Origin of the sequence: Streptomyces aurantiacus, assembly GCF_001418335.1 — a bacterium.
Lineage (GTDB): Bacteria > Actinomycetota > Actinomycetes > Streptomycetales > Streptomycetaceae > Streptomyces > Streptomyces aurantiacus.
This window is the reverse complement of record NZ_LIPP01000032.1, coordinates 95,558-121,253: the sequence shown is the minus strand read 5'-3', so window position 1 is coordinate 121,253 and position 25,696 is coordinate 95,558. Positions and strand designations below refer to the sequence as shown.

The following is a 25,696-nucleotide window of genomic DNA, read 5'->3' as shown; positions in this document are numbered from 1 at the left end:
CCCGGCCGCCCACCACGCGACCACCGCACCGCGAGTTTCGGAGCAACTCATGATCATCGACAGTCATGGCCACTTCACCACGGCGCCTCCCGCGCTGGGGAAATGGCGGGAGAAGCAGATCCGGGCGTTCGAGGAGTCCGGCGCCCGGGTCTCGCCCGACGCACTGCACATCAGCGACGACGAGATCCGTACCGCCATCGAGAACGGCCAGCTGAAGCTGCAGATCGAGCGCGGCACCGACCTGACGCTCTTCTCGCCCGGCGCGGGGAAGATGGCCCACCACTACGGCGACGAGCGGACCAGCCTCGACTGGTCGCGGGTCAGCAACGACCTGATCGCCCGGGTGTGCGGTCTCTTCCCCGAGCGGTTCGTGGGCGTGTGCCAGCTCCCGCAGTCCCCGGGCGACGCGCTGGCCGCCTCCGTGCGCAACTCCGTCGCCGAACTGGAGCGCTGCGTCGAGGAGTTGGGCTTCGTCGGCTGTCTGCTCAACCCGGACCCGTCGGACGGGTACTACCAGGCGCCGCCACTGACGGACCGGGTCTACTACCCCCTCTACGAGAAGATGGCCGACCTCGACGTCCCCGCGATGATCCACGTCGCGATGTCGAGGAACCCGGCGATGCAGGGCACCTGCGCCCACTACCTGGCCGGTGATACGGCGGCGTTCATGCAGCTGTGCGAGTCGGATCTGTTCAAGGACTTCCCGACGCTGAAGCTGATCCTGCCGCACGGCGGCGGCGCCGTGCCTTATCACTGGGGCCGCTACCGCGGAATGATGCTGGACCGCGGCCGGCCGCCGCTGGAGGAGTCGATCCTGCGCAACGTCTCCTTCGACACCTGCGTGTACCACCAGCGCGGCATGGAACTGCTGCTGGACATCGTCCCCGCCGAGAACGTCCTGTTCGCCTCGGAGATGATCGGCGCGGTCCGCAGCGTGGACCCGGAGACCGGGCGGCGGTTCGACGACACCAAGTACACCCTCGACTCCATCGACAGCCTGAGCGACACCGACCGGCAGGCGGTCTACGGAGGCAACGCGCTGCGGGTCTTCGCACGGCTCGACGGCGTCCTGAAAGCGCGCGCGACGGCCGCGGCGAACGTGAAGGAGTCCCAGAAGTGAAGGTCTACGAAGCACTGGCCGAGGCGTTCGTGAAGGAAGGCACCAGCGACGTCTTCGGCATGATGGGCGACGCCAACATGCACTGGATGGCCGCGCTCGCCGACCGCGGGGTGCGGTTGTACGAGGTGCGGCACGAGGGTTCCGGCCTCGGCATGGCGGACGGCTGGGCCCGTGGCGCGGGAGCGCCGGGCGTGGTCACCACGACCAGCGGCCCCGGCGTCTCGCAGCTGGCCACCTCGATGCTCTGCGCGAGCCGGGCGGGCACCCCCCTGGTCGCCTTCTGCGGGGAGACCCCGCTGGGCGACGAGGGCGCCACCCAGTACCTCGACCAGCGGCGCTTCGCCGCCGCGATCGAGTGCGAGTTCATCCAGGTGACCCGGCCCGAGAACGCCCAGGACGCCGTACGGCAGGCCTTCTACCTGGCGCGGACCGAGTCCAAGCCGGTCATGATCAGCGCGCCTTTCGACGTACAGGTCGCCGATCTGGACGACTACGACGAGAACTACGTACCGTCCACCGCCCTGATCGAGAAGCGCCGGCTGCTGCCGGACCCGGCCAGGGTCCGGGCCGCCTGCGACCTGATCCAGGACGCCGAGCGAGTGGTGATCATCGCGGGGCGGGGTGCGCGCAAGGCGGACGCCGGTGAGGAGATCCTCGCCCTCCAGGAGCGCACCGGCGCCCTGCTGGCCACCACCCTCCAGGCGAAGAACTGGCTGTGCGACCGCACCGGGTTCCACGTCGGTCTGTCGGGTCTCTTCGGCGACAAGGTGTCGATGGAACTGCTTCAGGAGGCCGACTGCGTGATCGCGGTGGGCGCCAGCCTGAACCACTACACCATCGAGAGCGGCTACCTCTACCCCGAGGCCAAGTACGTCCAGATCGACACCGCTCCGCACCTGGTGATGGGCAACGGCAGGACGGCGGACTGCTACCTCCAGGCCGACGCGGTCAGCGCCCTCACCGAGCTGACCCGGGCGCTTGAGGAGCGGTCCGCCCGGCTGGAGGGCTTCCACACCGACCAGGTCCGGCAGCACCTGACCGCCCGGGCCCAGCAGCCGGCGGAGTACGTGCGCGAGCCCGGACGGCTCGACCCGCGCGAGGCGATCTGGATCCTCGACCATGAACTCCCGGGCGAGATGGGGCTGGTGCTCGGCAGCGGACACCAGACCGACTTCGGCACCATGCTCTTCCAGCGCTCCCGTGACGTGCTCTCCAACTACGGCATGTTCGGCGCCATCGGACAGGCCCCGCTGATCGCCATGGGCCAGATGGTCGCGAAGGGCAACAAGCCCGGCTTCGTGGTGGAGGGTGACGCGAGCTTCGTCATGCACCTGCCGGAGTTCGAGACGGCGTGCCGCTACGACATCCCGCTGCTCGTCGTCGTGATGAACGACCAGGGCCTCGGCGCCGAATACCACAAGGCGAAGGCGAAGGGACTGGACCCGGAGCTGGCGACCATCTCCACGCCCGAACTGGGGGCGGTCGCCCAGGCGCTCGGCGGCGGCGGGGCCACGGTCCGCACGGCACAGGAGCTGCGCGACGCACTGGCGGAGTACGTGCGGGCCCCCCGGCCCACCGTGATCGACGTCCGTATCACCCGCGAGGTGCTGAGCACTCCGTACCGCCGCATCCAGTACGGCGAGGACGTGTGAGCGCCGTGAGCGGGACACATCCGAGGGCACCGCTGTCCGTGCTGCTGGGCAACTACCCGCACACCCGGCCGCTGAAGGACGGGGCCGTCCCGGTGGACGGGGTGGACTGCCACTACCCGGAGTCCTCCCCACTGCCCCCGGCCTTCGCCCGGATGGTCCGTGAACTGGCCTACGACATCTGCGAGATGCCGACGGCCACCTACCTCCAGGCACGCGACGCCGGCGTCCCGGTCACCCTGCTGCCGGTGGTACTGGTGGGCAGCACCCACCACCGTTCCCTGACCAGGCTGCCCGAGGGCCCACACCTCAGCCCCCGGGAACTCGTCGGCCGGCGCGTGGGTGTGCGCTCGTACGGCCAGACCACCGGTCTGTGGGTGCGTGGCTGGCTGCGCGAGGAGTACGGGGTGGAGTCCTCCGACATCACCTGGGTGACCACCGAGGACGTCCATGTCGCCCAGTACGTCAATCCCGCGAACGTGGAGCGGTCGGAGACCGGGCGGGTCGCGGACCTGCTGCACGCCCATGACGTCTGTGCGGCGGTGCTCGGCCCGAAGGCGATCGGCGGACAAGGTGCGGGTCTTCTCCCGCTCGTGGCGGACGCCGAGACCGCCGGGCAGGCGTGGGCCGAGCGGCACGGGACGATCCCGGCGAACCATCTGCTGGTGGTGCGCGACGACGTCCTGCGCACCCGTCCGGACGCCGTACTCGCCTTCTACCGGGCTCTCAAGCAGGCGATCGCGGACACCGCGGACGAGCGTGACGACTCGCCCGCCGGGCGCGCGGTCGTGGCCGGTTGGAGCGCGTCACTGAGCGCCTGCCTGGAGATCGCCGGACAGTACGCCCTGGAGCAGAGCCTCATCGGGGAGTCGGTGGATGTCGCGGCCATCGAGAAGAAGACAGCCTTCCTCGACCGGTGAGAAGGCGATCGGCAGGGGTGCGCCGCCGGGCGGCGCACCGGTGAAGAGACATCGAGAGGAGGAGCGGTGACGGGAGAGCCGGTAGGGCTGCGCAAGCGGGGCAATCCGCCCACGCGCAAGCCGGAGGTCTGGACACCCGACCTGCTCGAAAAGGTCGCCTGGCGCGTGAAGGCGGCGGACGAGCCCTTTCGGGGAGTGACCACTTCGGACGGCATCCGGCCGGGTCTGTTCCCGCTGCGCGGCACGGGCGCGGACGTCGGCAAGGTGTACCGGGCCGCGGAGGACTACCTCGCGGGCCTGACGGAAGAGCAGCTCGCCGAGGGCCGGTTCGCGATGGACGACGTGAGCTGGCGCCACTGGAACAACGGAGCCCGGTACTTCCTGCGTCACGGCCTGCTGCTGGAGGATTTCGACGACGCGGGGCGCGAACGGGCCCTGGCCGTCGTCCGGGAAAGTCTCAGTGCGGACGGGTTCCGGCAGATGGTCGACCTGATGCGCCTCAACCTCACCATCGGCGAGCTGAGCGGCAACACCGAGGGGCTCAACGAGTGGCTGTACTGGTTCTCCCTCTACGGTGAGCCGGAGGACGGCGGCCCGTGGGGCTGGCAGCTCGACGGCCACCACGTCAACGTCAACTGCGTCTTCGTCGGGGACCAGATGGTCCTCACCCCCTCCTTCCTGGGCGCCGAACCGGTGGTCGCCGGGTCCGGGAAGTACGCCGGGACCGTGGCCTTCCGGGGCGAGGAGGCTCTCGGCCACGAGCTGTTCACCCAACTCGACGGCCGACAGCGGGAGCGGGCCGTCGTCGCGGACACGATGCCGCCCGAGCTGTTCGTCGGCGCCTTCCGCGACAACTACGAACTCGACCACCAGGGACTGCCGCTCAGCGGGATGTCCGCCGGCCAGCGGGACACCGCACTGCGGCTCCTGGGGCTGTACGTGAACCGGGCCGGCGACCAGCACGCCCGGGTGCGCATGAACGAGGTGCGGGCCCACGAGGGCGACACCCACTTCGCCTGGGCCGGGGACCCCGACGGCACCTTCTACTACCGCTTCCACAGCCCGGTGATCCTCGTCGAGTTCGAGCACATGGCCGGGGTGCTCTTCGACAACGACTACCCCTCGCGCCGGCACATCCACACCGTCGTGCGCACCCCCAACGGCAACGACTTCGGCGTCGATCTGCTGCGCCGGCACCACGAGCGGCACCACCGGCCGCCGACGGCGCGTTCCCCCAACGCCCGTCCCTGAGGCCCCAGTCAGTGCAGCGATTCGTGCAGCAAGAGGAGAGAGAAATGCAGTTGGTGCTTGGCCGTGACGATCTCGCGGCAGCCGCGCTGGCGGCGGCCCGCGAAGCGGGTGCGGAGCCGGAGCGCGTCGACATCTCGCCGGTGCACAAGGCCTCCCGCGGTTTTGTGAACGCGTCGGACGTGGACCTGTGCGAACTGGCGATCGTGACCGTTCTGCAGGCCGTCGCTCATGGCAGACCAGTGCTGCTGCTGCCGGTCACCACCCTCGGACGCCACCAGCACCAGACCCTGGTGACCCTCGGCAACCTGTCGGTTGCCGACGTGGAGGGGCACAGCGTCGGAGTCCGCGCCTGGAGCCAGACCACCGGTGTGTGGATGCGCGGATTCCTCACCGAGCAGTACGGCGTCGACCTGCGCAAGGTGGACTGGAGGACGTACGAGGGCCACCACGTCGACGGTGCCGAGGACCCGTCCTGGGTGCGGCGGGCGCCGGAGGGGTCCAAGCTGCCCGCGGACTTCCTGGCGGGCCGGATCGACTTCGGGATCATGGGCAACGAACTGCCCTCCGACGACCGGACCCGCACCGCCGTCGACAACCCCCACGAGGTCGCCGAACAGTGGTCGAAGGACCAGGGGTTCATCCCGGTCAATCACGTGGTCGGCGTGTCCGCGGCCGCTGCCGCGGAACACCCCGCCGCCGTCCTCGCCGCGTACGACGCGATGCGCTCGGTGCTGACCGCCAAGGAGCACGACGGGCCGGTCGCCCTGCACCCGGTGGGCTTCGAAGCGCTGCGCGGCGCGTTCACCAAGGCCGCCGCCTACGCGCTGGATCAGGACGTGATTCCACGGGCGGTGGACTACGACGAACTCGTCGAGCGGACCTGTGCGGCACTCGGCGTCCCGCCGGCCCGCCTCGGCGGCTGAAAGCCGCGGCACGGGCCGTCGGACCGGAAACAGAAACAGCAAAGGACAGAGCATGGACAAGCTCACGGTGGTTCTCGGCGACTTCCCGCACGCACAGCCGCTGCTGGACGGTGACGCGGGGATGGACGGGTACCTGGTCGAGCCGGTGGAGGTCAAGCCGGTCATCGGCGCCTACCGGCGAATGATCCGGGACCTGGAGTTCGACGTGTGCGAACTGGCTCCGGTCTCCTACCTGATGGCACGTCAGGAAGGCATATCGCTGACAGCGGTGCCGGTGTTCCTCAACCGGCGCTTCCACCACGGCGACGTGCAGTGCGCCACCCGTTCCGGCATCCGCGTGCCGCGCGATCTGGAAGGACGCCGGGTAGGGGTGCGCGCCTACTCGGTGAGCACCGGAGTGTGGGTGCGCGGCGTGCTGGGCGAGGAGTACGGGGTGGACACCGACAAGATCACGTGGGTGGTGGACGACGACGACCACATCGAGGGGCGGGTCCCCGCCAACGTCGAGCGGGTCACGGACGGCCGCTCGCTGGGCGAGCTGCTGCGCGCCGGGGAGATCGATGCCGCCCTGACCGGCAACGCGGGGACCGGCCGGGCGGGTTCGCCCCGGGCCGGCTGGACGGCGGCGCCCGATCCGCGGTCCGGGGGCGACGACGGCCCCTATCCGCTCTTCCCGGAGGCCGGCACGCTCGCCGTGGACCACTACCTGCGGACCGGTGTCTACCCGCTGCACTCGCTGATCTCGGTGCGCTCCGAGCTGGTGGAGCGCGACCCCGGCCTGCCGGCCAAGCTGTACGCGGCGTTCGCGCAGAGCAAGCGACGGCATCTCGCCGACCGGCCCGAGTGGTCGGCCGTGCCCCGACTGGCCCGCCAGGGACAGCAGACCGGCGGCGACCCCGTCCCGTACGGCATCACGGCCAACGAGACCAGCCTGAACGCGATGGTGCGGTTCTCCGTGCGGCAGGGGCTGCTCGACCCCGGCTTCCCCACCGACGCGCGATCGCTGTTCGCCGAGGGCGACTACCCGGACGCCTGAGCCTGGGAGCCCGGCCGCACAGAACACACCGAAGACAAGGGAGCACCCCGCATGGACGTCGTCGACGCACACTGCCACATCATCTCCGAGGACCCGACCGCATACCCGAAGACCCCGCTCGGGGGAAAGCAGTCGGAGTGGGCCGCGACCCGGCCCGTGACCGCCGAGGGCATGGTCAGTCGCATGGACGAGACCGGCATCGCTCAGGCCGTCCTGGTCCAGGCCACCACGAACTACGGCTACGACAACGCGTACGTCCTCGACAGCAGTCGGCGCCTGCCGGGGCGCTTCGTCGCCGTGGGCACGGTCGACCCGCTGCGGCCGGACGCCGCCACGAACCTCAAGGCCGCGGTCGGCGAGGGTGGTCTGGCCGGTGTGCGGCTGTTCACCAGCGGCAGCACCGTACCCACGCAGGGCGAGTGGTTCGTCGCCCCGGAGACGTTCCCCTTCTGGGAGCAGGCCGGTGAACTGGACCTGCCGGTCTGCCTCCAGATGCGCCTCGGGTCGGCCACCGGACAACTGGTGGAACTCCTGAAACGGTTCCCGGGCGTGAAGGTGCTCCTCGACCACATCGGCTACCCCGACATCGCCGCCTCGCCCGCCCGCGCCGGCGCCGAGGTCGCGGAACTCGCGGCCCACCCGGGCCTGCACCTCAAGCTCACCCATCGCAACCTTGAGCGGCTCCAGGACGCCGGAGAGCGAGCCGGGGACTTCCTCGGACCGGTCGTCGAGGCGTTCGGCGCCGAGCGGATCGCCTGGGGGTCGAACTGTCCGGCGGCCGAGCAGTCGCTGCCGGAACTCCTCGCCCTCGCCCAGGAGGTCCTCGCAGGGCTGCCGGAGCGCGACCGGCAGGAGATCTTCGCGGGTACGGCCCGGCGTCTGTACGCGTTCCCGGGCGGAAGCGGGAGCTGACCTGCCATGACGTCAGCTACTGTTCCCGCCTCGGTTCTCATTTTCACGGAAGGCAGAGGCGGTCGAGGTGGACAGCGAAAGCATTGGTGCCGAACCCGGGACGAAAACACCTGGCACCCGCTACAGCCATGCCTACGAGGGACTGCGCTCCCTGCTGCTGTCGGGGAGCATCGCACCCGACACGCGGCTGACCGAGGCGGACCTGACGCGGATGTTCGACGTGTCGCGGAGCACCATGCGCACCGCGCTGGCGCGGCTGACGCAGGAGGGCTACGTCACCGGCGAGGTCAACCGCGGGGTGCGCACCAGGAGCTTCTCCGTCGAGGAGGCTGCGGACATCCTGGAGGCCCGCGAAATTCTGGAGGCCGCGCTCGCGGGCAAGGCGGCGGAACGGGCCACGGCCCAGGAGGTCGAAGAACTGCGCACCACCCTTCAGGAGATGGAGGAGGCGCAGTCCCGTGGCGATCAGGACGCCTACTCGCGCGGCAACCGCAGCTTCCACCAGCAGATCAAGCAGGCCTCGCACCAGACGACCCTGGCCCGCGCCTACGACACGCTGCTCTACCCACTGGTGATGCGCCAGTACCGCAACCTCTCCGCGCAGCACCCGCGGACGGGGTCGTTCGAGGAACACCAGACCATCTTCCTCGCCATCGTCACCCGCAACCCCGACGCGGCGAACGCGGCGATGCGCCATCACGTCGGCTCCGCCCGCCGGGCGTTGCTGCTCGACAAGACCCCACACCCGCCCGGCAGCTGACGGGCGGCCGGGGCGGAAAGGACCACATGGGCCGCCCCACCGCGCTCACCGAAGCGGGACCCGTCGAAGGCATCCTCTGCCGGGACCGCACCGTCACCGCCTTCCGAGGCATCCCCTACGCCGCCCCGCCCGTCGGCGACCTGCGCTGGCGGTCGCCGCAGCCGCCACCGGCCTGGGAGGGGACCCGGCCGGCCGACCGGTTCGGCCCCATGTGCCCGCAGTCACCGACCGAGGCGGCCGCGACCGGCGTCGACGCGCCCATGAGCGAGGACTGCCTGAGCCTCAACATCTGGACGGGCGCGGCCCACCGTGAGGAGCGGCGCCCGGTCCTCGTCTGGATCTACGGTGGCGGCTTCCGCGAGGGCACCGGGGCGAACCCACGCTACGACGGTGAGAACCTTGCCCGCGACGGCCTCACCGTGGTCACCTTCAACTACCGCCTGGGTGCCTTCGGTTTCCTGGCCACACCCGAGCTGAGCGACGAGCCGGTACACCGGTCCTCCGGAAACTACGGGCTGCTCGACTGTGTCGCCGCCCTGCGCTGGGTGCGGGACAACATCGCGCACTTCGGCGGCGACCCGGACCGCGTCACCATCGCGGGCCAGTCCGCGGGCGCCGGCATGGTCAACTTCCTGGCCATGTCCCCGCTCGCCGAGGGCCTGTTCCACCGTGCGATCGCGCAGAGCCACGCCCGGCACGCACGTGATCCCGAACTCCGCCATCTGTCCACCTCCTACCGCCTGCCCGCCGACGCCGAGACCGCCGGTGACCGCTACGCACGGGCGCACGGCGCGAGTACGGCCCATCACCTACGGTCCCTGCACTGGCGGAAGCTGATCGACGGCAACCATCCGGTCGACACGAACGTCGACACCGGAGGCCTCACATCACCGCCGCTGTTCCGTCCTGTCCTCGACGGCTGGGCGCTGCCCGCCGGCTACGACGAGACGTACGCCAAGGGCCTGCAGAACGACGTCGACTACCTCACCGGCAACAACCTCGACGAGAGCGGTGCGGTACCGGAGACCATGGTCTCGGCCCTGCGCGGCGGGCGCAGGACCGTCCGGCCGGGCTCGCCCGCGGTCAACCTGACCCTTGAGCAGCACGTCACCGCCGCACACAGGAAGTTCGGCACGCTCGCGGAGGAGTTCCTGCGGCTGTACCCGGCCGCCACGGACGACGAGGCGGCACGGGCGAGCAGCCGCGCGGTACGCGACAACTCCCGCATCTCGACCTGCTTGTGGGGCGAGGACTGGTCCCGCCACGCCACCGGCACGTTGCACACCTACTTCTGGACCCACCGCACCCCGGCGCGGGACGGCGGCCCGAGACGGGCCGGCCACGGGTCGGAGATCGACTACGTCTTCCGCAACCCCGTCGGAGGCACCGGGGCGTGGACCGAGGAGGACCACACCATCGCGCGGACCGTCTCCGCGTACTGGACCAACTTCGTCGCCACCGGCGACCCCAACGGCAACGGCCTGCCGAGCTGGCCGGCCTTCTCGCCGGATGCCGCCGCCGTCATGGAGATCGGCGCGCACTTCCGGACGATCCCCGTCTCGGACCCGGCCCGCACCGATTTCTGGATCCGCTTCTTCAGTACTCAGCAAGCCTGGTGAACAAAGGAGTTCCCATGAACCACCGCATGAACCGCCCGTACCTGGTCCTGGCTGTCACCCTGTTGAGCGGTGCCGCATGCCTGACCGGCTGTAGTGGCGACGGCTCGACGTCGGTCGGCTCGGACGGCAAGACCACTGTCTCGGTGGGCGTGAGCGGCAACGTCTTCGACATGTCGATCCGCCTGGCGGAGGAGAACGGCTACTTCGACAAGCAGAACATCAAGATCAAGTATGTGACGCTGACCGCCGCCACCGGCACCTCGGCTCTGCAGTCGAATTCTGTGCAGTTCCTCAACTCCAGCCCGACCAGCTATCTGGCCGGCCTTTCCAAGGGCCTCCCGGAGCTGTCGGTCGCCACGAACGGAGGAGGCAACCCACTCGGCATCGCCGTCAGCACCGAGTTCGCGAAGAAGCACGGCCTGACCGCCGAGACCCCGGCGGCCCAGGTCGCCAAGGCCCTGGCCGACTCGACGGCCGGCGCCAGCTCCGCCAACACCAAGGCCGAGGCGGGAATTTTCCTCAAGGCCCACGGTGTCGACCCGGGCAAGCTGAAGTGGGTCTCACTGCCGAGCCCGGCCGCCGACAAGGCTGCCCTCACCAAGGGCGAGGTCGACTGGTTCATCACCTCAGAGCCGATTCCGCTGCAGGTTCAGCACGAGGGTGACGGCATCGTGGTGGCCGACCCGAGCAAGGTGCCCGAGTGGGCCTACGAGCAGGCGGGATACGGCCAGGTCGTGGTCGTGAAGGAGAGCTATGCGAAAGGCAATTCCGCCACGGTGAAGGGATTCGCCACCGCCGTACAGCAGGCCACCACCTATCTCGACACCCACGCCGCCGACGACAAGGCCGTCCTGGCCGCGGCGCGCGCGAGCCTGCCGGGCATTCCGGACGACGTGCTGAGCGAATCCGTCAAGCAGGTGGACTGGCCCGAGACCGCCGAGCAGGACGCCGCCGGATGGAAGAAGACCGTCGCCTTCGTGAAGGACGGCATCGGCGCGGTGCCGGACGCCAGCGTGTCCTCCGACAACTGGACCAACAAGTACCTGCCGTGACAGGGCCGACGCCGGACGGAAAGGAGCAGACCATGACAACGGTCACCGACAAGACCGTGACCAAGCCCGAGCCCGCCGCGGCGGGACGGCCCGCCAGGAAGGCGCACGCCGGCTGGCAGAGCACGCCCTCCGTCATCGCGCTGCGCATGCTGGTGATCGTCGCCGCCCTGCTTCTGTGGCAGGTGATGAGCGGCCCTGTCGTCCCCGAGTACGCGGTCAGCAAACCCACGGAGGTGTATGACGCGCTCACCACGATGCTCGGCTCCGCCGCCGGGTGGAACGACATCAAGGTGACCGCCGTCGAGGTGCTGGCCGGCTTCGGTCTCGGCGTCGCCGCCGGCACGGTGATGGGCTTGTTCCTGGGCTCCTTCCCGCTCCTGGGGCGGGTGCTCGAACCGCTGGTCGCAGCCGTCAACGGCATCCCGAAGATCGCACTTGCCCCGCTGTTCCTGCTGTTCTTCGGCATCGGACCCTGGTCGAAGATCACGATTGCCATGACCGGTGTCGCCTTCGTCGTCTTCTACAACATCTATCTGGGACTGCGGCTGCGGGAACGCGAACTCGTCGAGGTCGTCCAGGTGATGGGCGGGCGCAGGCACCACGTCCTGGGCTATGTGACGATACCGACGCTCGCCGCCCCGTTCTTCGCCGCCCTCAAGACGGGCGGACCCCTGGCGATCCTCGGCGTCATCGGCGGTGAGTTCATCGCCTCCTCCGAGGGCGTGGGGCACGAGCTGTTCACAGCGGCCCAGAACCTCGACGCGGCCTCCGAGTTCGCCGGCCTCATCGTCCTGGTGGCACTGACACTCAGCCTCAACGGTGTGCTGACCGCCCTGGACTCGTACGCCCTGAAGCGGCTCGGCCTCGCGGCCCGCCGTCGGCCCCAGCCCAAGAAATGAACCACGACCGCCCGGCCGGAAGACCGGAAGACCGGAAGACCGGAAGACCGGAAGAGAGGACAGTGCCCTCGATGAACGAACCGCCGTACGCCGCCGTGGGTGATGGGCCACCGTCACCCAGGACACCTACCCGCAGGACCGTGCTGGCAGCCGTCACCGCGTCGACCGCGGCAGCGGTGCCCCTGTTCGCCGCGACGTCGGCTCACGCCGCGCCGGCCCGGTCCAACGACCTGCTCTACCTCGGCACCTGGGGCCGGAGCCAGGTGCACGCCGTACGGTTCGACCCCGTCCACGGCACCATGACGCCCCTCGGGTCCATGGCCGAGGTCAGTTCGAACTGGGTCGCGGTCCACCCGACCCGACCGGTCCTCTACGTCGCGGCCGGCCAGCAGGGTGGCACCATCCGCGTCTTCCACATCGACGACGCCTCGGGGAGCCTCCGGCAGACCGGCGAGGTCGAGACACAGGTGGCCCCCGGCGCCGACGGCGGACTGTCGTACATCGGCTTGAACGAGGACGCGGACACGCTGCTGGTCGCCGACTTCTCGACCGGCTCCGCCGTGACGGTGCCGGTCGGCAGGCAGGGCGGGCTCGGAGCGGTCGCCTCCCGGGTCCACGGCACCGGGTCCGGCCCTCATCCGCGACAGACGGGGCCGCACCCGCACCACGTCGTCGTCGACCCGAGCCGTGGATTCGCTCTGATCGCGGACTTCGGCGCCGACCGGGTGTTCATCCACGACTACGACCGGGCGACGCACCGGATGTCCGCCGGCACCCCGGAGGAACCCCGGGCGTACGCGACAGCAGCCGGATCGGGCCCTCGGCGGCTGGCTTTCCATCCGAGCGGGCGTACGGTCTACCTGCTGAACGAGCTGACCGCGGACATCCAGGTCCTGCGGTGGGACCCGAGGGCGGGCACGCTGACGCCACGCCAGCTCCTGACGACGAACGCGCCGGGCCACACCGGCACCACGAGCGCCGCCGAACTGGCCGTCAGCCACGACGGCCGCCACGTCTACACCTCGAACCGCGGTGACAACGCGCTGGTCGTCTTCTCGGTCGACCCCGGGACCGGCCTGCTCACCGAGGCGCAGCGCCTGCCCTGCGGCGGCGTCACCCCGTGGAGCTTCACCCTGCACCCCGGGGGGCGATGGCTGTTCGTCGCGAACGAGGCCAGCAGTACGGTCGACCTCTTCCGTGTGGACCCGCGATCCGGGCGCCTCACGGACACCGGTACCTCCGTAGCCGTCCCCAACCCCGACTGCATCAGTGTCCGCTCTTCGCACGGTACGGCAGGTGCCACCCGCTCCTGAACACGTGACTCTGCCGGGCCGGACCGGTCACCCCCGGCCGGCCCCGGTGAGGTCGCGCCGCTTGGAGGACAGCGGCAGAGCGAGCATGGTGAGTCCGACAGCCACATCGTGACGGTACGCAGTCTCGCCAGGACGGCCCCGTCACCCGAGCTCTCGGCCGTCGCCCTCCCTCGCATGCCTCGAACACCCGGTTCCGCTCGGTTCGATTGTCTGACAAGAAGTGGCAATCCGCAGCGAGGCATCGCTGTGTGCGCCGCGTTTTTGCAGGATCTCTTGTGGGCGGATTTCCCCGGTGTTACGGTCACGCCCAACTTGTTCGACAATCCATACGGTGGACGTATGTGATCCGCGAACCGAGCGTCTCCCTGAAAGCCGAACTGAGCCGCAGCCGGCAGGGCTCCCACTCCTCCTGGGGCCGACGATCCCGTAGCGCGCGGTGGTTCTCCGGAGCGGTCGTACGTCCGTCGCCGATGAAAGGACCCAGACAGCGATGTCACCCGACATGAAGCGTCGAGCACTTCTCGCAGCCGGCGCGGGCGTCGCCGGCGCCGCGCTGCTGCCCAGGCCGTTCGCCGTGGCCGCGGCGGCCTCAGGCAAGAAGGGGGTGATGCTGATGAACCGTATCGGCCCCTCCTCGTCCGCCCTGTACCTCGCGAACGCCGACGGCTCCGACGAACGCGCGCTGCTGCAGAACGCGGCGTTCGACTACCACGCGACCTTCTCCGCCGACGGCGCCTCGGTGTTCTTCACGTCGGAACGGACGGGCGACGGCAACTCCTGCCTCTACCGGGTCGGAACAGATGGTTCGGGCGTTCAGCCCCTGGTGGTCAACTCGGCGATGAACGACTGGGCCGTGCCGTCGCCCGACGGCACGAAGGCGGCCTTCGTCACCACGAGCGGAGACCACAGAACACGGATCTGGTTGATCGACCTCACCACGAAGAAACTGACCAACCTGACAGGCACCGCGGCGCTCGCCGGCGACCCCGCGAGCCCGGACGGCCACTTCCGGCCCGCCTGGTCGCCCGACAGCCGGTGGATCGCCTTCTCCAGCGACCGCAACACCACCTGGCGCGGGCACGGCAACGGCACCGGCTGGGAGCACACACAGGAGCTGAGCGTCTACATCATCCGGCCGAACGGCACGGGCTTCCGCCAGGTCGCGACCCGGGACGGATACTGCCTCGGCTCACCGAAGTGGTCGCTCGACGGTTCCCGGATCGTCTTCTACGAGATATCCGTCGAAGGAACCTGGGGCGCGCACCGCCCGGAGGCCATCGGGACCGTGGAGTCCCAGATCGTCTCGGTCGACGTGGCTACCGGCGCGCGCGTCGAGCACACCTCCGGCCCCCACCTGAAGGTGGCACCCCAGTATGTGGGCGCGACGGAGATCGGTTACCTCGTCAAGGGTGGAGCCGACGAAGGGCTGGCCTATGTCTCGGGCACGCGGCCGTCCGTCAAGCGGGCGCTGCGCTCTCCGGTCTGGTCGCCGGACGGGGAATCGGTGATCTACGAGAAGCTCGACCACACGACGCGCGCACTCGACGCTCCGCTCCACAGCTGGAACGCGGACTGGGACTACCGCTTCTGCGACGTGTTCCCCGCGCTGTCCAAGGACGGGCGCCTCGCGATCACCGACAAGCAGCTCGGCAACTCCTCGATCGTCACCATGCGCGCGGACGGTTCGGACCAGAGGGTCGTATTCGACAGCTCGACCTCGGGCCTTGACCCGGCGATGGTCGCCAAGGGGCTGGCCGGCGCGTTCCGGCCCGCCTGGTCGCACGACGGCAAATGGATCGCGTTCGGCGTGGGCGGCTGGTTCCAGACACGGGCGACGAGCAGCGCCGTACTGGTGCGGGTGCCCAGCGACGGTTCCTCGCACCAGGTGCTCACGGACGGCACGGGCAACGCGGGCTTCCCGAGCTATTCGCAGGACGGCAACCGGATCGTCTACCGCGTGTGGGGCCAGGAAATGGGCCTGCGCATCCTCGACCTCAAGACCGGCGCGACGACCGTCCTCACCACCGAGTCCGACAACCTGCCCGACTGGTCCCGGGACGGCAAGCTCATCCTCTTCACCCGGAGGACGAGCTCCACCAACTTCGACGTATGCACCGTCAAACCTGACGGAAGCGGCCTGAAGGTCCTGACGAGCAGCGGCGCCAACGACGGTCACGCCGTCTGGAACTACGACGGCCGAATTCTGTACAGCAGCGGTATGTACGGCTTCCGGGAAGAAGCGGCGCTGTACGACGACACGTTCCAGCCCTACGGCCAGATCTTCAGCATGAACGCGGACGGTTCCGGCAAACAGATGCTGACCGACAGCCAGTGGGAGGACTCGATGCCGCTCTTCCTCACACAGGATGTTCTGTCCCAATGACCTGAGTGGCTGAGGTGGAACGCCCAGGGTGCCGGCACGGGTGGACGGTGGACGGTGCGGCACCGGGGAGCGGGTCTGCCGAACGAGCGGTGTGATGTGGCGACACCGTGGACATCGTCGCCCGGGCGGTGCTCCCGACTCCAATGGGCAGACTTGCGACCGATCTTCGTCGGTGAGTGCGGGGACATGGAGACCGCCTCGCGAGTTGCCCGGTGCGTGAAGAGCAAACAGGTCCGCGCTGCCATCCGTGGGTGCGCCGTCCCCGACCGGCCCGGCATTCGGCCGCGGACCCTGGAAAATGTGTTCGCCTATGCCGCGTGGCCGGGCAGCGGACCGGGCGCGGCGCCGGTCAGTGGTAGGCGTGGACGACGGCGTGTCCCTTGCCGCGGCCGATCATCCACTTGTTGACCGGGGTGGTGATCACGAAGGCGATGGCGAGTCCGCCCAGCAGGGTCGCCCAGAACAGTCCCTCGGACAGGTGGGCGTCCATGGCACCCGGGACGACGGCGACGATGCCGTTGTCGACGAGTTCCATGACGGCGATCGAGACGGTGTCGGCGGCCAGGGCCACCTTGAATGCCGCCTTGAGGTTGAGGCCGGCCCGGACCACCGCGAACAGGGTGAAGGAGTAGCCGAACAGGAACGCCAGCGCGATGGCCAGGATCATGGTGGGCACGTTGCCCCACATCAGGGCGGTGCCGATCACCATGCCGAGGATCTCGCCGATGGCACAGCCGGTCAGACAGTGCAGCGTCGCCTGCACGGCCATGGACCAGGACGCACCGCCGTGCGGGTGCTCGTGATGGTCGTCGTGATGGTCATCGGGGCGGCCGTGCTCATGGCCCTGGGCGGTGCCGGTGTGGTGCGGACTGTGTTCCATGTCGGTCATCCCGTGTCCCGTTCCGGTGTGCGACTGTTCCCTGCCGCGTACCCACAACGGAGCGGGTGGGACGACTCCGGGTGGCGGTCAGTCGGTGTCGAGCGGGTGTGCCGGTTCCGTTACGCCCGCCAAGGCGTCGCGCACGGTGAACCGTCCGAGCGCGGTCGCCACCGCGTCGGCGACCGTTCGGTCGAGCGCGGTCAGGGTCTTCTGCACGCTGCGGCCCGTCGCGCAGGCAGGGTCGGGGCCGTGCAGGCCCAGTACCGGAGTGTCGCCCTGGAGCAGCAGCCAGACCTGTTCGAGCGTGATGTCCGCGGGGTCGGCCGTCAGTTCCCATCCTCCGTGGACGCCTGAACGTGATCGGACCAGCCGCGCACCGCGCAGCGGTCCTAGTACGCGGCGTACGTAGACGGGATTGACGTTGGCACTCTTGGAGAGTTCCTCCGAGCTGACGGTGCGGCCCTCGGTGACGCCGGCCAAGTAGGTCAGTACGTGCACGGCGACGGCGAACTGGGTGTTGGTGGACCGGGCCATGCCACCATCCTGCCCTTCCGTAGCCGCCATGGCTACGTTTACTCGACCGCAGTCGCTCTGATCGCAGTCGGTGATCTCTCGTTCAGGCTCTCGTTCCGGCGCAGTAGAGGACATTTCCTGGCCGCTACCCGTGGAAAGTTGGTTTCCGAGCCGCCGAGGGACATCGCACCAGGTCCCGGGGCCGCGCCGGGCGCGAGGTTCGTTGCAGCGGCGCTCATTCGTCGAATCGAAGGCAAGGAGCAGACATGTCTGTCACGACCACCACCCATCTGAACTTCCGGGGTGCCGCGCGCGAGGCGCTGGACTTCTATCAGTGGGTCTTCGGCGGACGCACCGTCGCCGTCACCTACAAGGACGCCGGCAACGTACAGAACGAGAACGAGGTGGACTGGGTGATGTGGGGCGAGGTGGTCGCGGACAACGGCTTCCACATCATGGCCTACGACGTGCCCTCGCAACTGCCCTGGAACCAGGGCCAGAACCCGTTCTTCGTCTCCGTGCGCGGTGACGCCGCCGATGAGATCAGCGCCTTGTGGCACAAGCTCGCCGAGGGCTCGACGGTCGTGCGGCCGCTGGAGCCGGCGCAGTGGGCGCCGCTCTACGGCATGCTCACCGACCGGTTCGGCGTGACCTGGGTCCTGGACGTCACCGCCCCGTACAACGGCTGATCCGGCCGCCTGACATCGGACCCGCGTCCGGGCCGCCGCCGCAGCCACGCGTCGGCCCGGACCGCGTGCAGAACACGCAGAACGTGTAGAGAAGACGTTTGCACCATGATGTTCGGCAGGATGGGCAACCCGGACCACGACGACTGCGGGCGCATGATCCACCGGGCGTTGGGCGCGGGCGTCAACCTCGTCGACACCGCCGACGTGTACGGCTACAGCGAGACCGAAGAGATCGTCGGCAAAGCCCTCAAGGGGCGCCGCGACGAGGTGGTGCTGGCCACCAAGTTCAACGGGCCGATGGGCGAGGGCCCCAACCGCAGCGCAAGCTCGGCGCCGTCGAACAACTCCTGCCCGTCGCCGAACAGGCCGGCATGCCCCTCACCCACCTGGCCGTGGCCTTCGCCACCGCCCACCCGGACGTCACCTCCGCCATCATCGGACCCCGCACCATGGACCAACTGGAGGACCTCCTCAGGGGCGCCGGCACCACTCTAATCAAGCCAACGGGTGGCCGACGGGGGCAGGTTGGGCGCGGCAGACGTGCCCGAGCCGGGGCGTGAGGAATAACGTGGGCGCCCACGACCGGTGTTCGACGGTTTCGCGTTTCTCCCACTACGTACGCACAGGAGCGTCCATGACTGATGAGGCAGAGAACTCCGGGCCGGAGACGATCTCCAAGATCGACACCTCCGTACCGCAGTCGGCCCGGATCTGGAACTACTGGCTGGGCGGGAAGGACAACTACGAGGTCGACCGGCAGGCCGGCGACGCGTTCCGCGCCACCTTCCCAGGTATCGAGACCGGCGCGCGTGCCGCCCGGTACTTCCTCGCCCGCGCCGTTCGCCATCTGGCCGCCGAAGAGGGCATCCGGCAGTTCCTGGACATCGGCACCGGACTGCCCAACGTGGACAACACCCATCAGATCGCCCAACGGGTGGCCCCCGAGAGCCGGATCGTCTACGTCGACAACGATCCGCTGGTGCTGGCGCACGCCCGCGCGCTGCTCACCAGCACACCGGAAGGTGTCACCAACTACGTCGACGCCGACCTGCGCGAGCCGAGTGCGATCGTGCGGGAAGCCGCGAAGACGCTGGACTTCGACCGGCCGGTCGCTCTCATGCTGATGGGCATCCTGGGCCACATCGAGGACTACGACCAGGCACGCGCCATCGTGCGGCAACTGGTGGACGCGCTGCCGCCCGGCAGTTACCTCGTGCAGTACGACAGCACCGACACCAGTGAGGCCTACGTCGAGGCCATCCAGCAGTACAACGAGGGTGGCTCGATCCCGTACATCCTTCGCAGCCCCGAGCGGATCGAGGGTTACTTCGACGGTCTGGAGCTGCTCGAACCGGGTGTGGCGTCGTGCTCGCGCTGGCGTCCCGACACCGAGGCCCTGGGGCTGCCCGCCGAGGTGCACCAGTACGGCGGTGTCGCCCTCAAGCGCTGAGGCCGCCGGCGCACCCCCCGGCCGGGATCAGCTTTCCGGGATCAGGTTTCCTGGAGGATGCGGTGGAGGATCGTGGGTGTCTCCTCGGGTGCATCGGCTGCGAGGACCAGCTGGTCCATGGCATGGCGGTAGCGCTCGATCTCGGCCGGCTTGCCGGGATAGAGGGCGGTGGCGAGCTGTTCGAGGTGGACCACGTCGGGCAGCTGACCACCGGGCAGGCGCAGGATGGTGAACGGGCCGCCTTCGGCCGCGTAGCCGCCGGCGTCGAACGGGATGATCTGGACGCTGACCTGCGGGAGCCTGCTGATCTTGATGAGATGCCTGAGCTGGGCGCGCATCGTGTCGGAGCCGCCCACCGGGCGACGCAGCGCCGCCTCGTCGATCACGGCCCAGAGCTGGGCGGCCGTCGGCTGCCGGTGCAGGATCAGCTGACGCGTCATCCGCAGTCTGACGCGTCGGTCGAGTTCGTTCGGTTTGGCGTCCGGGTGGGCGAGCAGGATGGAGGCGCGCGCGTAGGCGGGGGTCTGCAGGAGGCCGGGAACGCGTTGGACCTCGAAGCAGCGGACGACATCCGCCGCCTGTTCGGCCCCGAGGTAGATGTGCATCCAGGCGGGCACCACGTCGCCGTAGTACCGCCACCAGGCGGAGGCGTTGGTCTCTTCGGCCAGCGTCAGCAAGGTGGCGCGCTCGGCGTCGTCCGTGACTTCGTAGAGCGTGAGCAGGTCGGCCACGTCACGCGGTTTGAACCCGTGGCGGCCGGCCTCCAGTCGGCTGATCTTGGACCGGGAGGCGCGGATGACATGCCCCGCGGTCTCGCGGGAGATCCCCTTCTCCTCCCGCAGTACGCGCAGCCGTGCGCCCAATATCAGACGCGGCACCACAGGACCGGCCGACCGGCCGGCCTGAATCCCGCTGTCGGACAGTGAATGGTCGGCCTCTGCGGTGCCCATGGGCATTCTCCCTGCGGTGAACGCAACTCTGCGCATCCGAATACTGTGCCACGTCATCATAAGGCGGCCGGTGTTCTTCCTGAGCGCCTCCGGATGAGCACCTCCGGTCCCACCGGCCGAAGTCCGGGGCCAGGCGCGCCCGGGTCAGGCCAGCCGCTCGAATCCGTCCAGCATGGCCGTGAGGCCGATGCCGAAGTGCTCGTCGATCTCCGTGTCGTCCGCCGCCCGGGCGAGGATGTTGTACGCGGCCGAGTCGGGCGACGGCTTCCTGCTGCGGCTCCGCGAACCGAGCCGCACCACCGCGAGGCTCTGGGCGTGGCCGATGGTGAACTCGCGCAGGCAGCGGGCGATCTGCAGGGCGTGCGCCGGAGAGAAGCCCGCGGCCCGGAGCAGCTCGATGAGCCGTACCCCCGTGTCGATGGACGCGCGGGAGCGCACCGGTCGGGTCGCGAAGACCGAGACGGCCTGCGGATGGGCGAGCAGGGTGTCCCGCAGCCGCAGGCAGTACTGCTCGGTGACGTCGCGCCAGGTGGAGTCCCAGGGCAGCGACTCCATGTCGAGTTCGTCGAAGAGCGCCTCGGCGACACCGTCGAAGAGTTCCTCCTGGTCCCTGAAGTGGCGGTACACCGCCATGGGATCGACCCCGAGACCCGAACCGAGCTTGCGCATCGAGAACTTGCCCAGGCCGTTGGCGTCGATGAGCGCCAGTGCCGCCGCGGCGATGTACGTCCGGTTCAGCGTCGGTCTGGCAGCGGGGGACGGCCGACTGCCCCCCGCGGTGTTCTTGTCGGTCGTCATGACGGGAGTGCGTCCAGAATCGTGGTCAGCCGCTGGGTGAATTCCGCCGGAAGCTGCTGGTAGACCGTATGGCCGCCGGGGAACTCCTCGCATGCTACGCCGAGCAGGCCGCTCAGGACGTGAGCGGGCCGGTGGTAGGGGCGCCCTTGACTGTCCCGGCCCGTGGCCAGGCACCAGGGGACGTCGACGTGTCGCAACGCCTCCAGGTCGGGCTGGTACGCGAAGCAGAAGTCGGGCAGTTCCCGCTCGATGAGCAGAGCGGAGTTCCCGAGCATCCGCGTCATCGTGTCGGGCTCGCGTCCGGTCGCCCGGCGCACGGGTCCGCCCGCGGCCAACAGCACGCGGGACGCCGCGGCGATCACGGCCTGCCCCCGCGGGGACACGAACATCCGCGGTGGCCGCGACAGCGTCATCGCGCCGAAAGCGGCCGACGCACGCAACGGGCCCTTCTCCCGGCCGAGCCGTTCGATGTCCTCAAGGGCCTTGCGCTCCGGGCTGTCGCAGGGCAGCACCTGGATGAGCGGTGGCTCGTGGACGACCGCGCCGAGCAGCCGTCCGGCGTGGTGCGCCAGCAGTTCCAGCGTGATGATGGCGCCCCCGCTGTTGCCGAAGACGTACGCCCGCTCGATGCCGTAGTGGTCCAGGATCGCGATCACGTCGTCCGCCTGCCGGGCCACGGCCACGGGCGCCGCCGGGTCGGCGAGCGGGCTGCGCGAGTTGCCGCGCCGGTCGAAGGTGATCACCGTGAACCGCTCGGCGAGCAGCGGTACGACGTCCTCGTACATCCCGGCGTCACCGCCGCCACCCGAGATGAGTACCAGCGCGGGGCCCTGCCCGAGCCGCTCCGTGTGCAGTCGCGCGCGGGAGACCAGCACGGTGCCCGTCCTCGCGGCCACCGCTCGTCCACGAGGCGGCTCGTGCTCGCTCATCCGACTTCTCATTTCGCTTGAGGCCCATGGCCTGACTCTGACTCTGTCTCTATATCTGTCTACGGCGTAGTTTTCATTTAGTCTACGATGTAGTTCGGCTACTTCGTGAGCGGGGGAATTCCAGTCATGAGTGCGGAAGCGGCGGACGGGAAGACTGTGCCGTCGGCGCCGGCAACGGGGGCCCGCAGGAGGCGGTTGTACGGGCGCGTGTACGCGGTGCTGATGTACACCGTCGCCGCGGCCTGTTTCGGGCAGGCGGTCCTGGCCGGCCAGTTCATGTCGGGCAGCTACGACGCCCTGCGGTGGCATCAGTACGGCGCGACGTTCACCGACGTACTCCTGGTCTGCGCGCTCGTCCCGGCCGCCCTGCTGCGGTGGCGTGGCAAGGGACGGATGTGGCCGTTCCTGTCGGCCCTCGGGCTGTTCGGGGCCGCCCAGGTGCTGAACAGCGCGGGCGCCGCCCGGCTGCTGTCCCTGCACATTCCGCTCGGCGTCGCGGTGATCGCGGGTGCCTTCGTGGTCGCCCTACGGGTCGGACGCGCCGGCGAGCCCGCCGGCACAGGGGCCTCCTCATGAGCGGTCGCCTCTCGCGGCGCTCCGTCCTTCTGGGCACCGGCGCCGCCGCGCTGGCCGTCGGCGGGGGCGGCGTGCTCGGCTTCGCCTTCCGCGGCACGGACTCCACCGGCACCCTGCTGACCAGCGAGGTCCCGCTGCCCGAGGCCTTCCGGAAGCCGCTGACCGTACCGCCCGTGCTGAGGCCGACCAGTACCACCGGCGGCACGGACACCTACGACATCACCCAGCGCCGGTCGACCGCCGAGATCATCGACGGAGTGCGCACCCCCATCTGGGGATACGACGGCATTCTCCCCGGCCCGACCCTGGTCACCCGGCGCGGCCGGAGAACCGTCGTGCGCCACCGCAACGAACTGCCCGTGCCCACCGTCGTCCACCTGCACGGCGGCCACAACGCGCCCCGGCACGACGGCTACCCGACCGACCAGATCCTGCCGACGAGCGGTGCTCACCACGGCCCGCACCACGGCGACGGCGACCTCAGCCGTGGCACCCGCAGCTACACGTACGACACCGACCAGCGCGCCGCCACCCTCTGGTACCACGACCACCGGATGGACTTCACCGGGCCGAGCGTCTGGCGCGGCCTCGCCGGGCTGCACCTGATCACCGACGACGAGGAGCGGGCCCTGCCGTTCCCGGACGGCGACCGCGACCTGCCCCTGGTCATCATGGACCGGTCCTTCGACCAGGACGGCGGGTTGCGCTACCCCAGCGTCGACGCAGACCTGACCGCCACCCCCGGCGTCACGACCCCCTACGAGGCGGGCGTCCTCGGCGACGTGATCCTCGTCAACGGAACCGCTTGGCCGTACAGGGAAGTCGACGCCGTACGCCACCGGCTGAGGCTGCTCAACGCCTCCAACGCCCGCCGCTACCGGCTGCGCCTGGACCCGGCCCCGGACGGCGTGGACGAGCCCCTGGTCCAGGTGGCCTCGGACGGCGGCCTGCTGGCCAGGCCGCTCACCCACCCGTACGTCGACCTTGCCTCGGCCGAGCGCCAGGAGGTCGTCGTGGACTTCTCCCGCTACCGCGTCGGCCAGCGGGTCCGGCTGGTCAACGACTTCGGCGAGGGACCGACGCGCCAGGTCATGGAGTTCCGTATCGCCCGCAGAGCCAAGGACGAGAGCCACGTGCCGTCCGAACTCTCGGTGATCGAGCCCCTGGACGCCGGACGAGCCGTCAGGGAACGGGACATGGTCTTCCGGTCCGAGGCCATCGGCGACCGGCACGGCTGGACCATCAACGGCGAGCCGTTCTCCGTCGACCACATCCACGCCGCGCCCCGCCTCGGCGACACCGAGATCTGGAACCTCTACGCGGACTTCCACCATCCGATCCATCTGCACCTGGTGCACTTCCAGGTGCTGGGACGCGGCACGAAGAAACCAGGACGCTTCGACCACGGCTGGAAGGACACCCTGGACCTGCGGCCCACGGAACAGGCCCGGATCATCACGCGGTTCGACGGCCACCGCGGCAAGTACGTCTTCCACTGTCACAACCTGGAGCACGAGGACATGATGATGATGGGCAACTTCGAGGTCCGCTGACCGGGACCCGCCCGGGACGCGAGGTGCGCGCCGAGCGGCAGTCGAGCAGTGCTCCAGGCCCGTTCATGGCGGCGCGCATACGTTCGGCGTGCCGCTCCGAGCGCAGGCTGTCCGCCGCCGGCCGCACCGGGCGGTCGAGGAAGAGCCACGGGCCCGCGGCGGCCGTCGTGATCACCCACCGTCTGGAGAGGCGATGACCATCAAAGAGTGCCGCGTCTGCGGCAACCGCACGCTGCTGCCGATACTCGACCTCGGCGCGCAGGCCCTCACCGGCGTCTTTCCGCGCACCCGCGACGAGGCTGTCCCCACCGTCCCTCTCGAACTCGTCCGGTGCTCCCCGGACGGCTGCGGCCTCGCCCAGCTGCGGCACACCGCCGACTTCGGGCTGATGTACGGCGAGGGCTACGGATACCGGTCCGGCCTCGGCGAGTTCATGATCCGGCACCTGGGCGGCAGGGCCGCCCTGCTCACCGAACTCGTCGGCCCGGGCCCGGGCGACCTCGTCCTGGACATCGGCAGCAACGACTCCACCCTGCTGCGCGCCTACCCGAGCGACGGGCCCACCCTGGTCGGCATCGACCCGACGGGTGACAACTTCCGCGAGTACTACCCCGAACACGTCACGCTGATCCCGGAGTTCTTCTCCCGTGACGTGTTCACCGGTCACTTCGGCCGGCGCAAGGCCAGGGTCGTCACGTCCATCGCCATGTTCTACGACCTGCCGCGGCCCCTGGAGTTCATGCGGGACGTCCACGACATCCTCGACGACGACGGAGTGTGGCTGCTGGAACAGAGCTACCTGCCGGCGATGCTCGAAGCCACCGCCTATGACGTCGTGTGCCACGAACACCTTGAGTACTACGCCCTGCGCCAGATCGAGTGGATGGCCGAACGCGCCGGACTCACCGTCCTCCGCGCGGAGCTGAACGAGGTGTACGGCGGCAGCCTCTGCGTCGTCCTCGCCAAGAAGGGCACACGCCACCACGTCGACGAGGCGGGCGTCGCCGCCATCCGCGCCCGCGAGTCCGCACTCGGCCTGGACACCATGGCGCCCTTCGAGGCCTTCGCACGGCGGGCCGCCCGATACCGCGACGGACTGCGGGACTTCCTCGACACCTCCCGCGCGGCGGGAAAGCTGACCGTCGGATACGGCGCGTCCACGAAGGGCAACGTGATCCTGCAGTACTGCGGGATCACCGAACGGGACCTGCCGTGCATCGGTGAGGTCAACAAGGACAAGGACGGCTGCTTCACACCCGGCACCGGTATCCCCGTCGTCACCGAGGCCGAGGCCAAGTCACGCCGCCCCGACCAGTTGCTCGTGCTGCCCTGGATCTATCGCGACGGATTCGTCGAGCGGGAACAGGCGTACCGGGACGGCGGTGGCAAGCTCGTCTTCCCGCTGCCGGAACTCAGCGTCGTCTGACACCTCCTGACACCTCCTGATGCCTGATTGTCCGGTGGCTCCTCGCACGGAGGTGATCGGCGACCGGGGCCGGCGCGAGGTTCCTGCGGCACAAT

The 25,696-nt window shown here is 69.5% G+C and carries 24 protein-coding genes and 1 pseudogene; 20 read left to right on the top strand and 5 right to left on the bottom strand.

Going from position 1 to position 25,696, the window contains the following annotated elements; all coding sequences use genetic code 11:
* The first annotated feature begins 49 nt into the window (after window positions 1-49).
* From AOK01_RS04980 to AOK01_RS04920, 13 genes are all read left to right on the top strand, one after another.
* Complete coding sequence (locus AOK01_RS04980; protein WP_055508801.1) at window positions 50-1,120, top strand: amidohydrolase family protein; 1,071 nt, start codon at window positions 50-52, stop codon at window positions 1,118-1,120.
* Window positions 1,117-2,772, top strand: coding sequence for a thiamine pyrophosphate-binding protein (locus tag AOK01_RS04975; protein WP_055508800.1), 1,656 nt, complete (start codon window positions 1,117-1,119; stop codon window positions 2,770-2,772). The genes AOK01_RS04980 and AOK01_RS04975 overlap by 4 nt, the downstream gene beginning before the upstream one ends.
* Before the next feature lie 5 nt (window positions 2,773-2,777).
* Entirely contained in the window at window positions 2,778-3,689 is a 912-nt protein-coding gene (locus AOK01_RS04970) for a substrate-binding domain-containing protein (protein ID WP_157871185.1), read from the top strand.
* A 66-nt stretch (window positions 3,690-3,755) separates the two neighbouring features.
* Complete coding sequence (locus AOK01_RS04965; protein ID WP_055508797.1) at window positions 3,756-4,940, top strand: DUF3500 domain-containing protein; 1,185 nt, start codon at window positions 3,756-3,758, stop codon at window positions 4,938-4,940.
* 44 nt (window positions 4,941-4,984) lie between these two features.
* Window positions 4,985-5,863 (top strand): hypothetical protein, encoded by an 879-nt coding sequence (locus AOK01_RS04960; RefSeq protein ID WP_055508793.1) that lies wholly within the window; start codon window positions 4,985-4,987, stop codon window positions 5,861-5,863.
* 52 nt (window positions 5,864-5,915) lie between these two features.
* Entirely contained in the window at window positions 5,916-6,899 is a 984-nt protein-coding gene (locus AOK01_RS04955) for an ABC transporter substrate-binding protein (protein WP_055508792.1), read from the top strand.
* 51 nt (window positions 6,900-6,950) lie between these two features.
* Window positions 6,951-7,811: an amidohydrolase family protein gene (locus AOK01_RS04950; RefSeq protein WP_055508789.1), complete on the top strand. Its 861-nt coding sequence runs from the start codon at window positions 6,951-6,953 to the stop codon at window positions 7,809-7,811.
* 67 nt (window positions 7,812-7,878) lie between these two features.
* Window positions 7,879-8,571 (top strand): GntR family transcriptional regulator, encoded by a 693-nt coding sequence (locus AOK01_RS04945; protein ID WP_079103162.1) that lies wholly within the window; start codon window positions 7,879-7,881, stop codon window positions 8,569-8,571.
* Between the two features lie 26 nt (window positions 8,572-8,597).
* On the top strand, window positions 8,598-10,190 hold the full coding sequence (locus AOK01_RS04940; RefSeq protein WP_055508787.1) for a carboxylesterase/lipase family protein: 1,593 nt from the start codon (window positions 8,598-8,600) through the stop codon (window positions 10,188-10,190).
* 14 nt (window positions 10,191-10,204) lie between these two features.
* Window positions 10,205-11,242: an ABC transporter substrate-binding protein gene (locus AOK01_RS04935; protein WP_055508785.1), complete on the top strand. Its 1,038-nt coding sequence runs from the start codon at window positions 10,205-10,207 to the stop codon at window positions 11,240-11,242.
* A 32-nt stretch (window positions 11,243-11,274) separates the two neighbouring features.
* Window positions 11,275-12,141: an ABC transporter permease gene (locus AOK01_RS04930; protein ID WP_055508783.1), complete on the top strand. Its 867-nt coding sequence runs from the start codon at window positions 11,275-11,277 to the stop codon at window positions 12,139-12,141.
* Between the two features lie 71 nt (window positions 12,142-12,212).
* Entirely contained in the window at window positions 12,213-13,454 is a 1,242-nt protein-coding gene (locus AOK01_RS04925; RefSeq protein ID WP_079103161.1) for a lactonase family protein, read from the top strand.
* Between the two features lie 490 nt (window positions 13,455-13,944).
* Window positions 13,945-15,837 carry a PD40 domain-containing protein gene (locus AOK01_RS04920; RefSeq protein ID WP_213862052.1) on the top strand — a complete coding sequence of 631 codons (1,893 nt, stop codon included), beginning with the start codon at window positions 13,945-13,947 and terminating at the stop codon, window positions 15,835-15,837.
* Window positions 15,838-16,186: 349 nt separating this feature from the next.
* On the opposite strand, the gene AOK01_RS04915 is transcribed toward AOK01_RS04920, so the two are convergent.
* Together AOK01_RS04915 and AOK01_RS04910 are read right to left on the bottom strand one after the other, a co-directional pair.
* Window positions 16,187-16,717, bottom strand: coding sequence for a DUF4396 domain-containing protein (locus AOK01_RS04915; RefSeq protein ID WP_055508850.1), 531 nt, complete (start codon window positions 16,715-16,717; stop codon window positions 16,187-16,189).
* Window positions 16,718-16,804: 87 nt separating this feature from the next.
* Complete coding sequence (locus AOK01_RS04910) at window positions 16,805-17,251, bottom strand: Rrf2 family transcriptional regulator (RefSeq protein ID WP_055508781.1); 447 nt, start codon at window positions 17,249-17,251, stop codon at window positions 16,805-16,807.
* A gap of 245 nt (window positions 17,252-17,496) precedes the next feature.
* Between AOK01_RS04910 and AOK01_RS04905 the strand changes: the two genes are divergently transcribed.
* The 4 genes and pseudogenes from AOK01_RS04905 (at window position 17,497) to AOK01_RS04895 (ending at window position 19,369) form a co-directional block, all read left to right on the top strand.
* On the top strand, window positions 17,497-17,919 hold the full coding sequence (locus AOK01_RS04905; protein ID WP_055508779.1) for a VOC family protein: 423 nt from the start codon (window positions 17,497-17,499) through the stop codon (window positions 17,917-17,919).
* Window positions 17,920-18,024: 105 nt separating this feature from the next.
* A pseudogene (locus AOK01_RS46410) lies at window positions 18,025-18,249 on the top strand (aldo/keto reductase); the annotation flags it as partial.
* Window positions 18,250-18,290: 41 nt separating this feature from the next.
* A complete protein-coding gene (locus tag AOK01_RS46405; RefSeq protein WP_245702089.1) occupies window positions 18,291-18,479 on the top strand; it encodes a hypothetical protein in 189 nt (62 codons plus the stop codon).
* Window positions 18,480-18,553: 74 nt separating this feature from the next.
* The gene (locus tag AOK01_RS04895; protein ID WP_055508775.1) at window positions 18,554-19,369 is read left to right on the top strand and encodes an SAM-dependent methyltransferase; all 816 of its coding nucleotides are present in this window, start codon (window positions 18,554-18,556) and stop codon (window positions 19,367-19,369) included.
* A gap of 41 nt (window positions 19,370-19,410) precedes the next feature.
* Here AOK01_RS04895 and AOK01_RS04890 read toward each other — a convergent pair whose 3' ends face one another.
* From AOK01_RS04890 to AOK01_RS04880, 3 genes are all read right to left on the bottom strand, one after another.
* Entirely contained in the window at window positions 19,411-20,319 is a 909-nt protein-coding gene (locus AOK01_RS04890) for a helix-turn-helix domain-containing protein (RefSeq protein ID WP_055508773.1), read from the bottom strand.
* 144 nt (window positions 20,320-20,463) lie between these two features.
* Complete coding sequence (locus tag AOK01_RS04885; protein WP_055508771.1) at window positions 20,464-21,117, bottom strand: TetR/AcrR family transcriptional regulator C-terminal domain-containing protein; 654 nt, start codon at window positions 21,115-21,117, stop codon at window positions 20,464-20,466.
* Window positions 21,114-22,046 (bottom strand): alpha/beta fold hydrolase, encoded by a 933-nt coding sequence (locus AOK01_RS04880; protein ID WP_157871184.1) that lies wholly within the window; start codon window positions 22,044-22,046, stop codon window positions 21,114-21,116. Before AOK01_RS04880 ends, AOK01_RS04885 begins: the two co-directional genes overlap by 4 nt.
* A 126-nt stretch (window positions 22,047-22,172) precedes the next feature.
* On the opposite strand from AOK01_RS04880, the gene AOK01_RS43345 reads away from it, so the two are divergent.
* The 3 genes from AOK01_RS43345 to AOK01_RS04865 all read left to right on the top strand — a co-directional run bounded on the left by AOK01_RS43345 (window position 22,173) and on the right by AOK01_RS04865 (window position 25,601).
* Window positions 22,173-22,622 (top strand): hypothetical protein, encoded by a 450-nt coding sequence (locus AOK01_RS43345; protein WP_157871183.1) that lies wholly within the window; start codon window positions 22,173-22,175, stop codon window positions 22,620-22,622.
* Window positions 22,619-24,175: a multicopper oxidase family protein gene (locus tag AOK01_RS04870; protein WP_055508764.1), complete on the top strand. Its 1,557-nt coding sequence runs from the start codon at window positions 22,619-22,621 to the stop codon at window positions 24,173-24,175. Before AOK01_RS43345 ends, AOK01_RS04870 begins: the two co-directional genes overlap by 4 nt.
* A gap of 193 nt (window positions 24,176-24,368) precedes the next feature.
* Window positions 24,369-25,601 carry a class I SAM-dependent methyltransferase gene (locus tag AOK01_RS04865; protein WP_055508761.1) on the top strand — a complete coding sequence of 411 codons (1,233 nt, stop codon included), beginning with the start codon at window positions 24,369-24,371 and terminating at the stop codon, window positions 25,599-25,601.
* Window positions 25,602-25,696: the final 95 nt, after the last annotated feature.

What these genes read in the sequence shown, in the direction of transcription:
- AOK01_RS04865 (WP_055508761.1), top strand. Translation starts at nt 24,369, where the DNA reads ATGACCATCAAAGAGTGCCGCGTCTGCGGCAACCGCACGCTGCTGCCG.
- AOK01_RS04940 (WP_055508787.1), top strand. Translation starts at nt 8,598, where the DNA reads ATGGGCCGCCCCACCGCGCTCACCGAAGCGGGACCCGTCGAAGGCATC.
- AOK01_RS04955 (WP_055508792.1), top strand. Translation starts at nt 5,916, where the DNA reads ATGGACAAGCTCACGGTGGTTCTCGGCGACTTCCCGCACGCACAGCCG.
- AOK01_RS04890 (WP_055508773.1), bottom strand. Translation starts at nt 20,319, where the DNA reads ATGGGCACCGCAGAGGCCGACCATTCACTGTCCGACAGCGGGATTCAG.
- AOK01_RS04885 (WP_055508771.1), bottom strand. Translation starts at nt 21,117, where the DNA reads ATGACGACCGACAAGAACACCGCGGGGGGCAGTCGGCCGTCCCCCGCT.
- AOK01_RS04980 (WP_055508801.1), top strand. Translation starts at nt 50, where the DNA reads ATGATCATCGACAGTCATGGCCACTTCACCACGGCGCCTCCCGCGCTG.
- AOK01_RS04910 (WP_055508781.1), bottom strand. Translation starts at nt 17,251, where the DNA reads ATGGCCCGGTCCACCAACACCCAGTTCGCCGTCGCCGTGCACGTACTG.
- AOK01_RS04960 (WP_055508793.1), top strand. Translation starts at nt 4,985, where the DNA reads ATGCAGTTGGTGCTTGGCCGTGACGATCTCGCGGCAGCCGCGCTGGCG.
- AOK01_RS04950 (WP_055508789.1), top strand. Translation starts at nt 6,951, where the DNA reads ATGGACGTCGTCGACGCACACTGCCACATCATCTCCGAGGACCCGACC.
- AOK01_RS04935 (WP_055508785.1), top strand. Translation starts at nt 10,205, where the DNA reads ATGAACCACCGCATGAACCGCCCGTACCTGGTCCTGGCTGTCACCCTG.
- AOK01_RS04920 (WP_213862052.1), top strand. Translation starts at nt 13,945, where the DNA reads ATGTCACCCGACATGAAGCGTCGAGCACTTCTCGCAGCCGGCGCGGGC.
- AOK01_RS46405 (WP_245702089.1), top strand. Translation starts at nt 18,291, where the DNA reads ATGCCCCTCACCCACCTGGCCGTGGCCTTCGCCACCGCCCACCCGGAC.
- AOK01_RS04905 (WP_055508779.1), top strand. Translation starts at nt 17,497, where the DNA reads ATGTCTGTCACGACCACCACCCATCTGAACTTCCGGGGTGCCGCGCGC.
- AOK01_RS43345 (WP_157871183.1), top strand. Translation starts at nt 22,173, where the DNA reads ATGAGTGCGGAAGCGGCGGACGGGAAGACTGTGCCGTCGGCGCCGGCA.
- AOK01_RS04930 (WP_055508783.1), top strand. Translation starts at nt 11,275, where the DNA reads ATGACAACGGTCACCGACAAGACCGTGACCAAGCCCGAGCCCGCCGCG.
- AOK01_RS04925 (WP_079103161.1), top strand. Translation starts at nt 12,213, where the DNA reads ATGAACGAACCGCCGTACGCCGCCGTGGGTGATGGGCCACCGTCACCC.
- AOK01_RS04895 (WP_055508775.1), top strand. Translation starts at nt 18,554, where the DNA reads ATGACTGATGAGGCAGAGAACTCCGGGCCGGAGACGATCTCCAAGATC.
- AOK01_RS04880 (WP_157871184.1), bottom strand. Translation starts at nt 22,046, where the DNA reads ATGAGCGAGCACGAGCCGCCTCGTGGACGAGCGGTGGCCGCGAGGACG.
- AOK01_RS04870 (WP_055508764.1), top strand. Translation starts at nt 22,619, where the DNA reads ATGAGCGGTCGCCTCTCGCGGCGCTCCGTCCTTCTGGGCACCGGCGCC.
- AOK01_RS04915 (WP_055508850.1), bottom strand. Translation starts at nt 16,717, where the DNA reads ATGGAACACAGTCCGCACCACACCGGCACCGCCCAGGGCCATGAGCAC.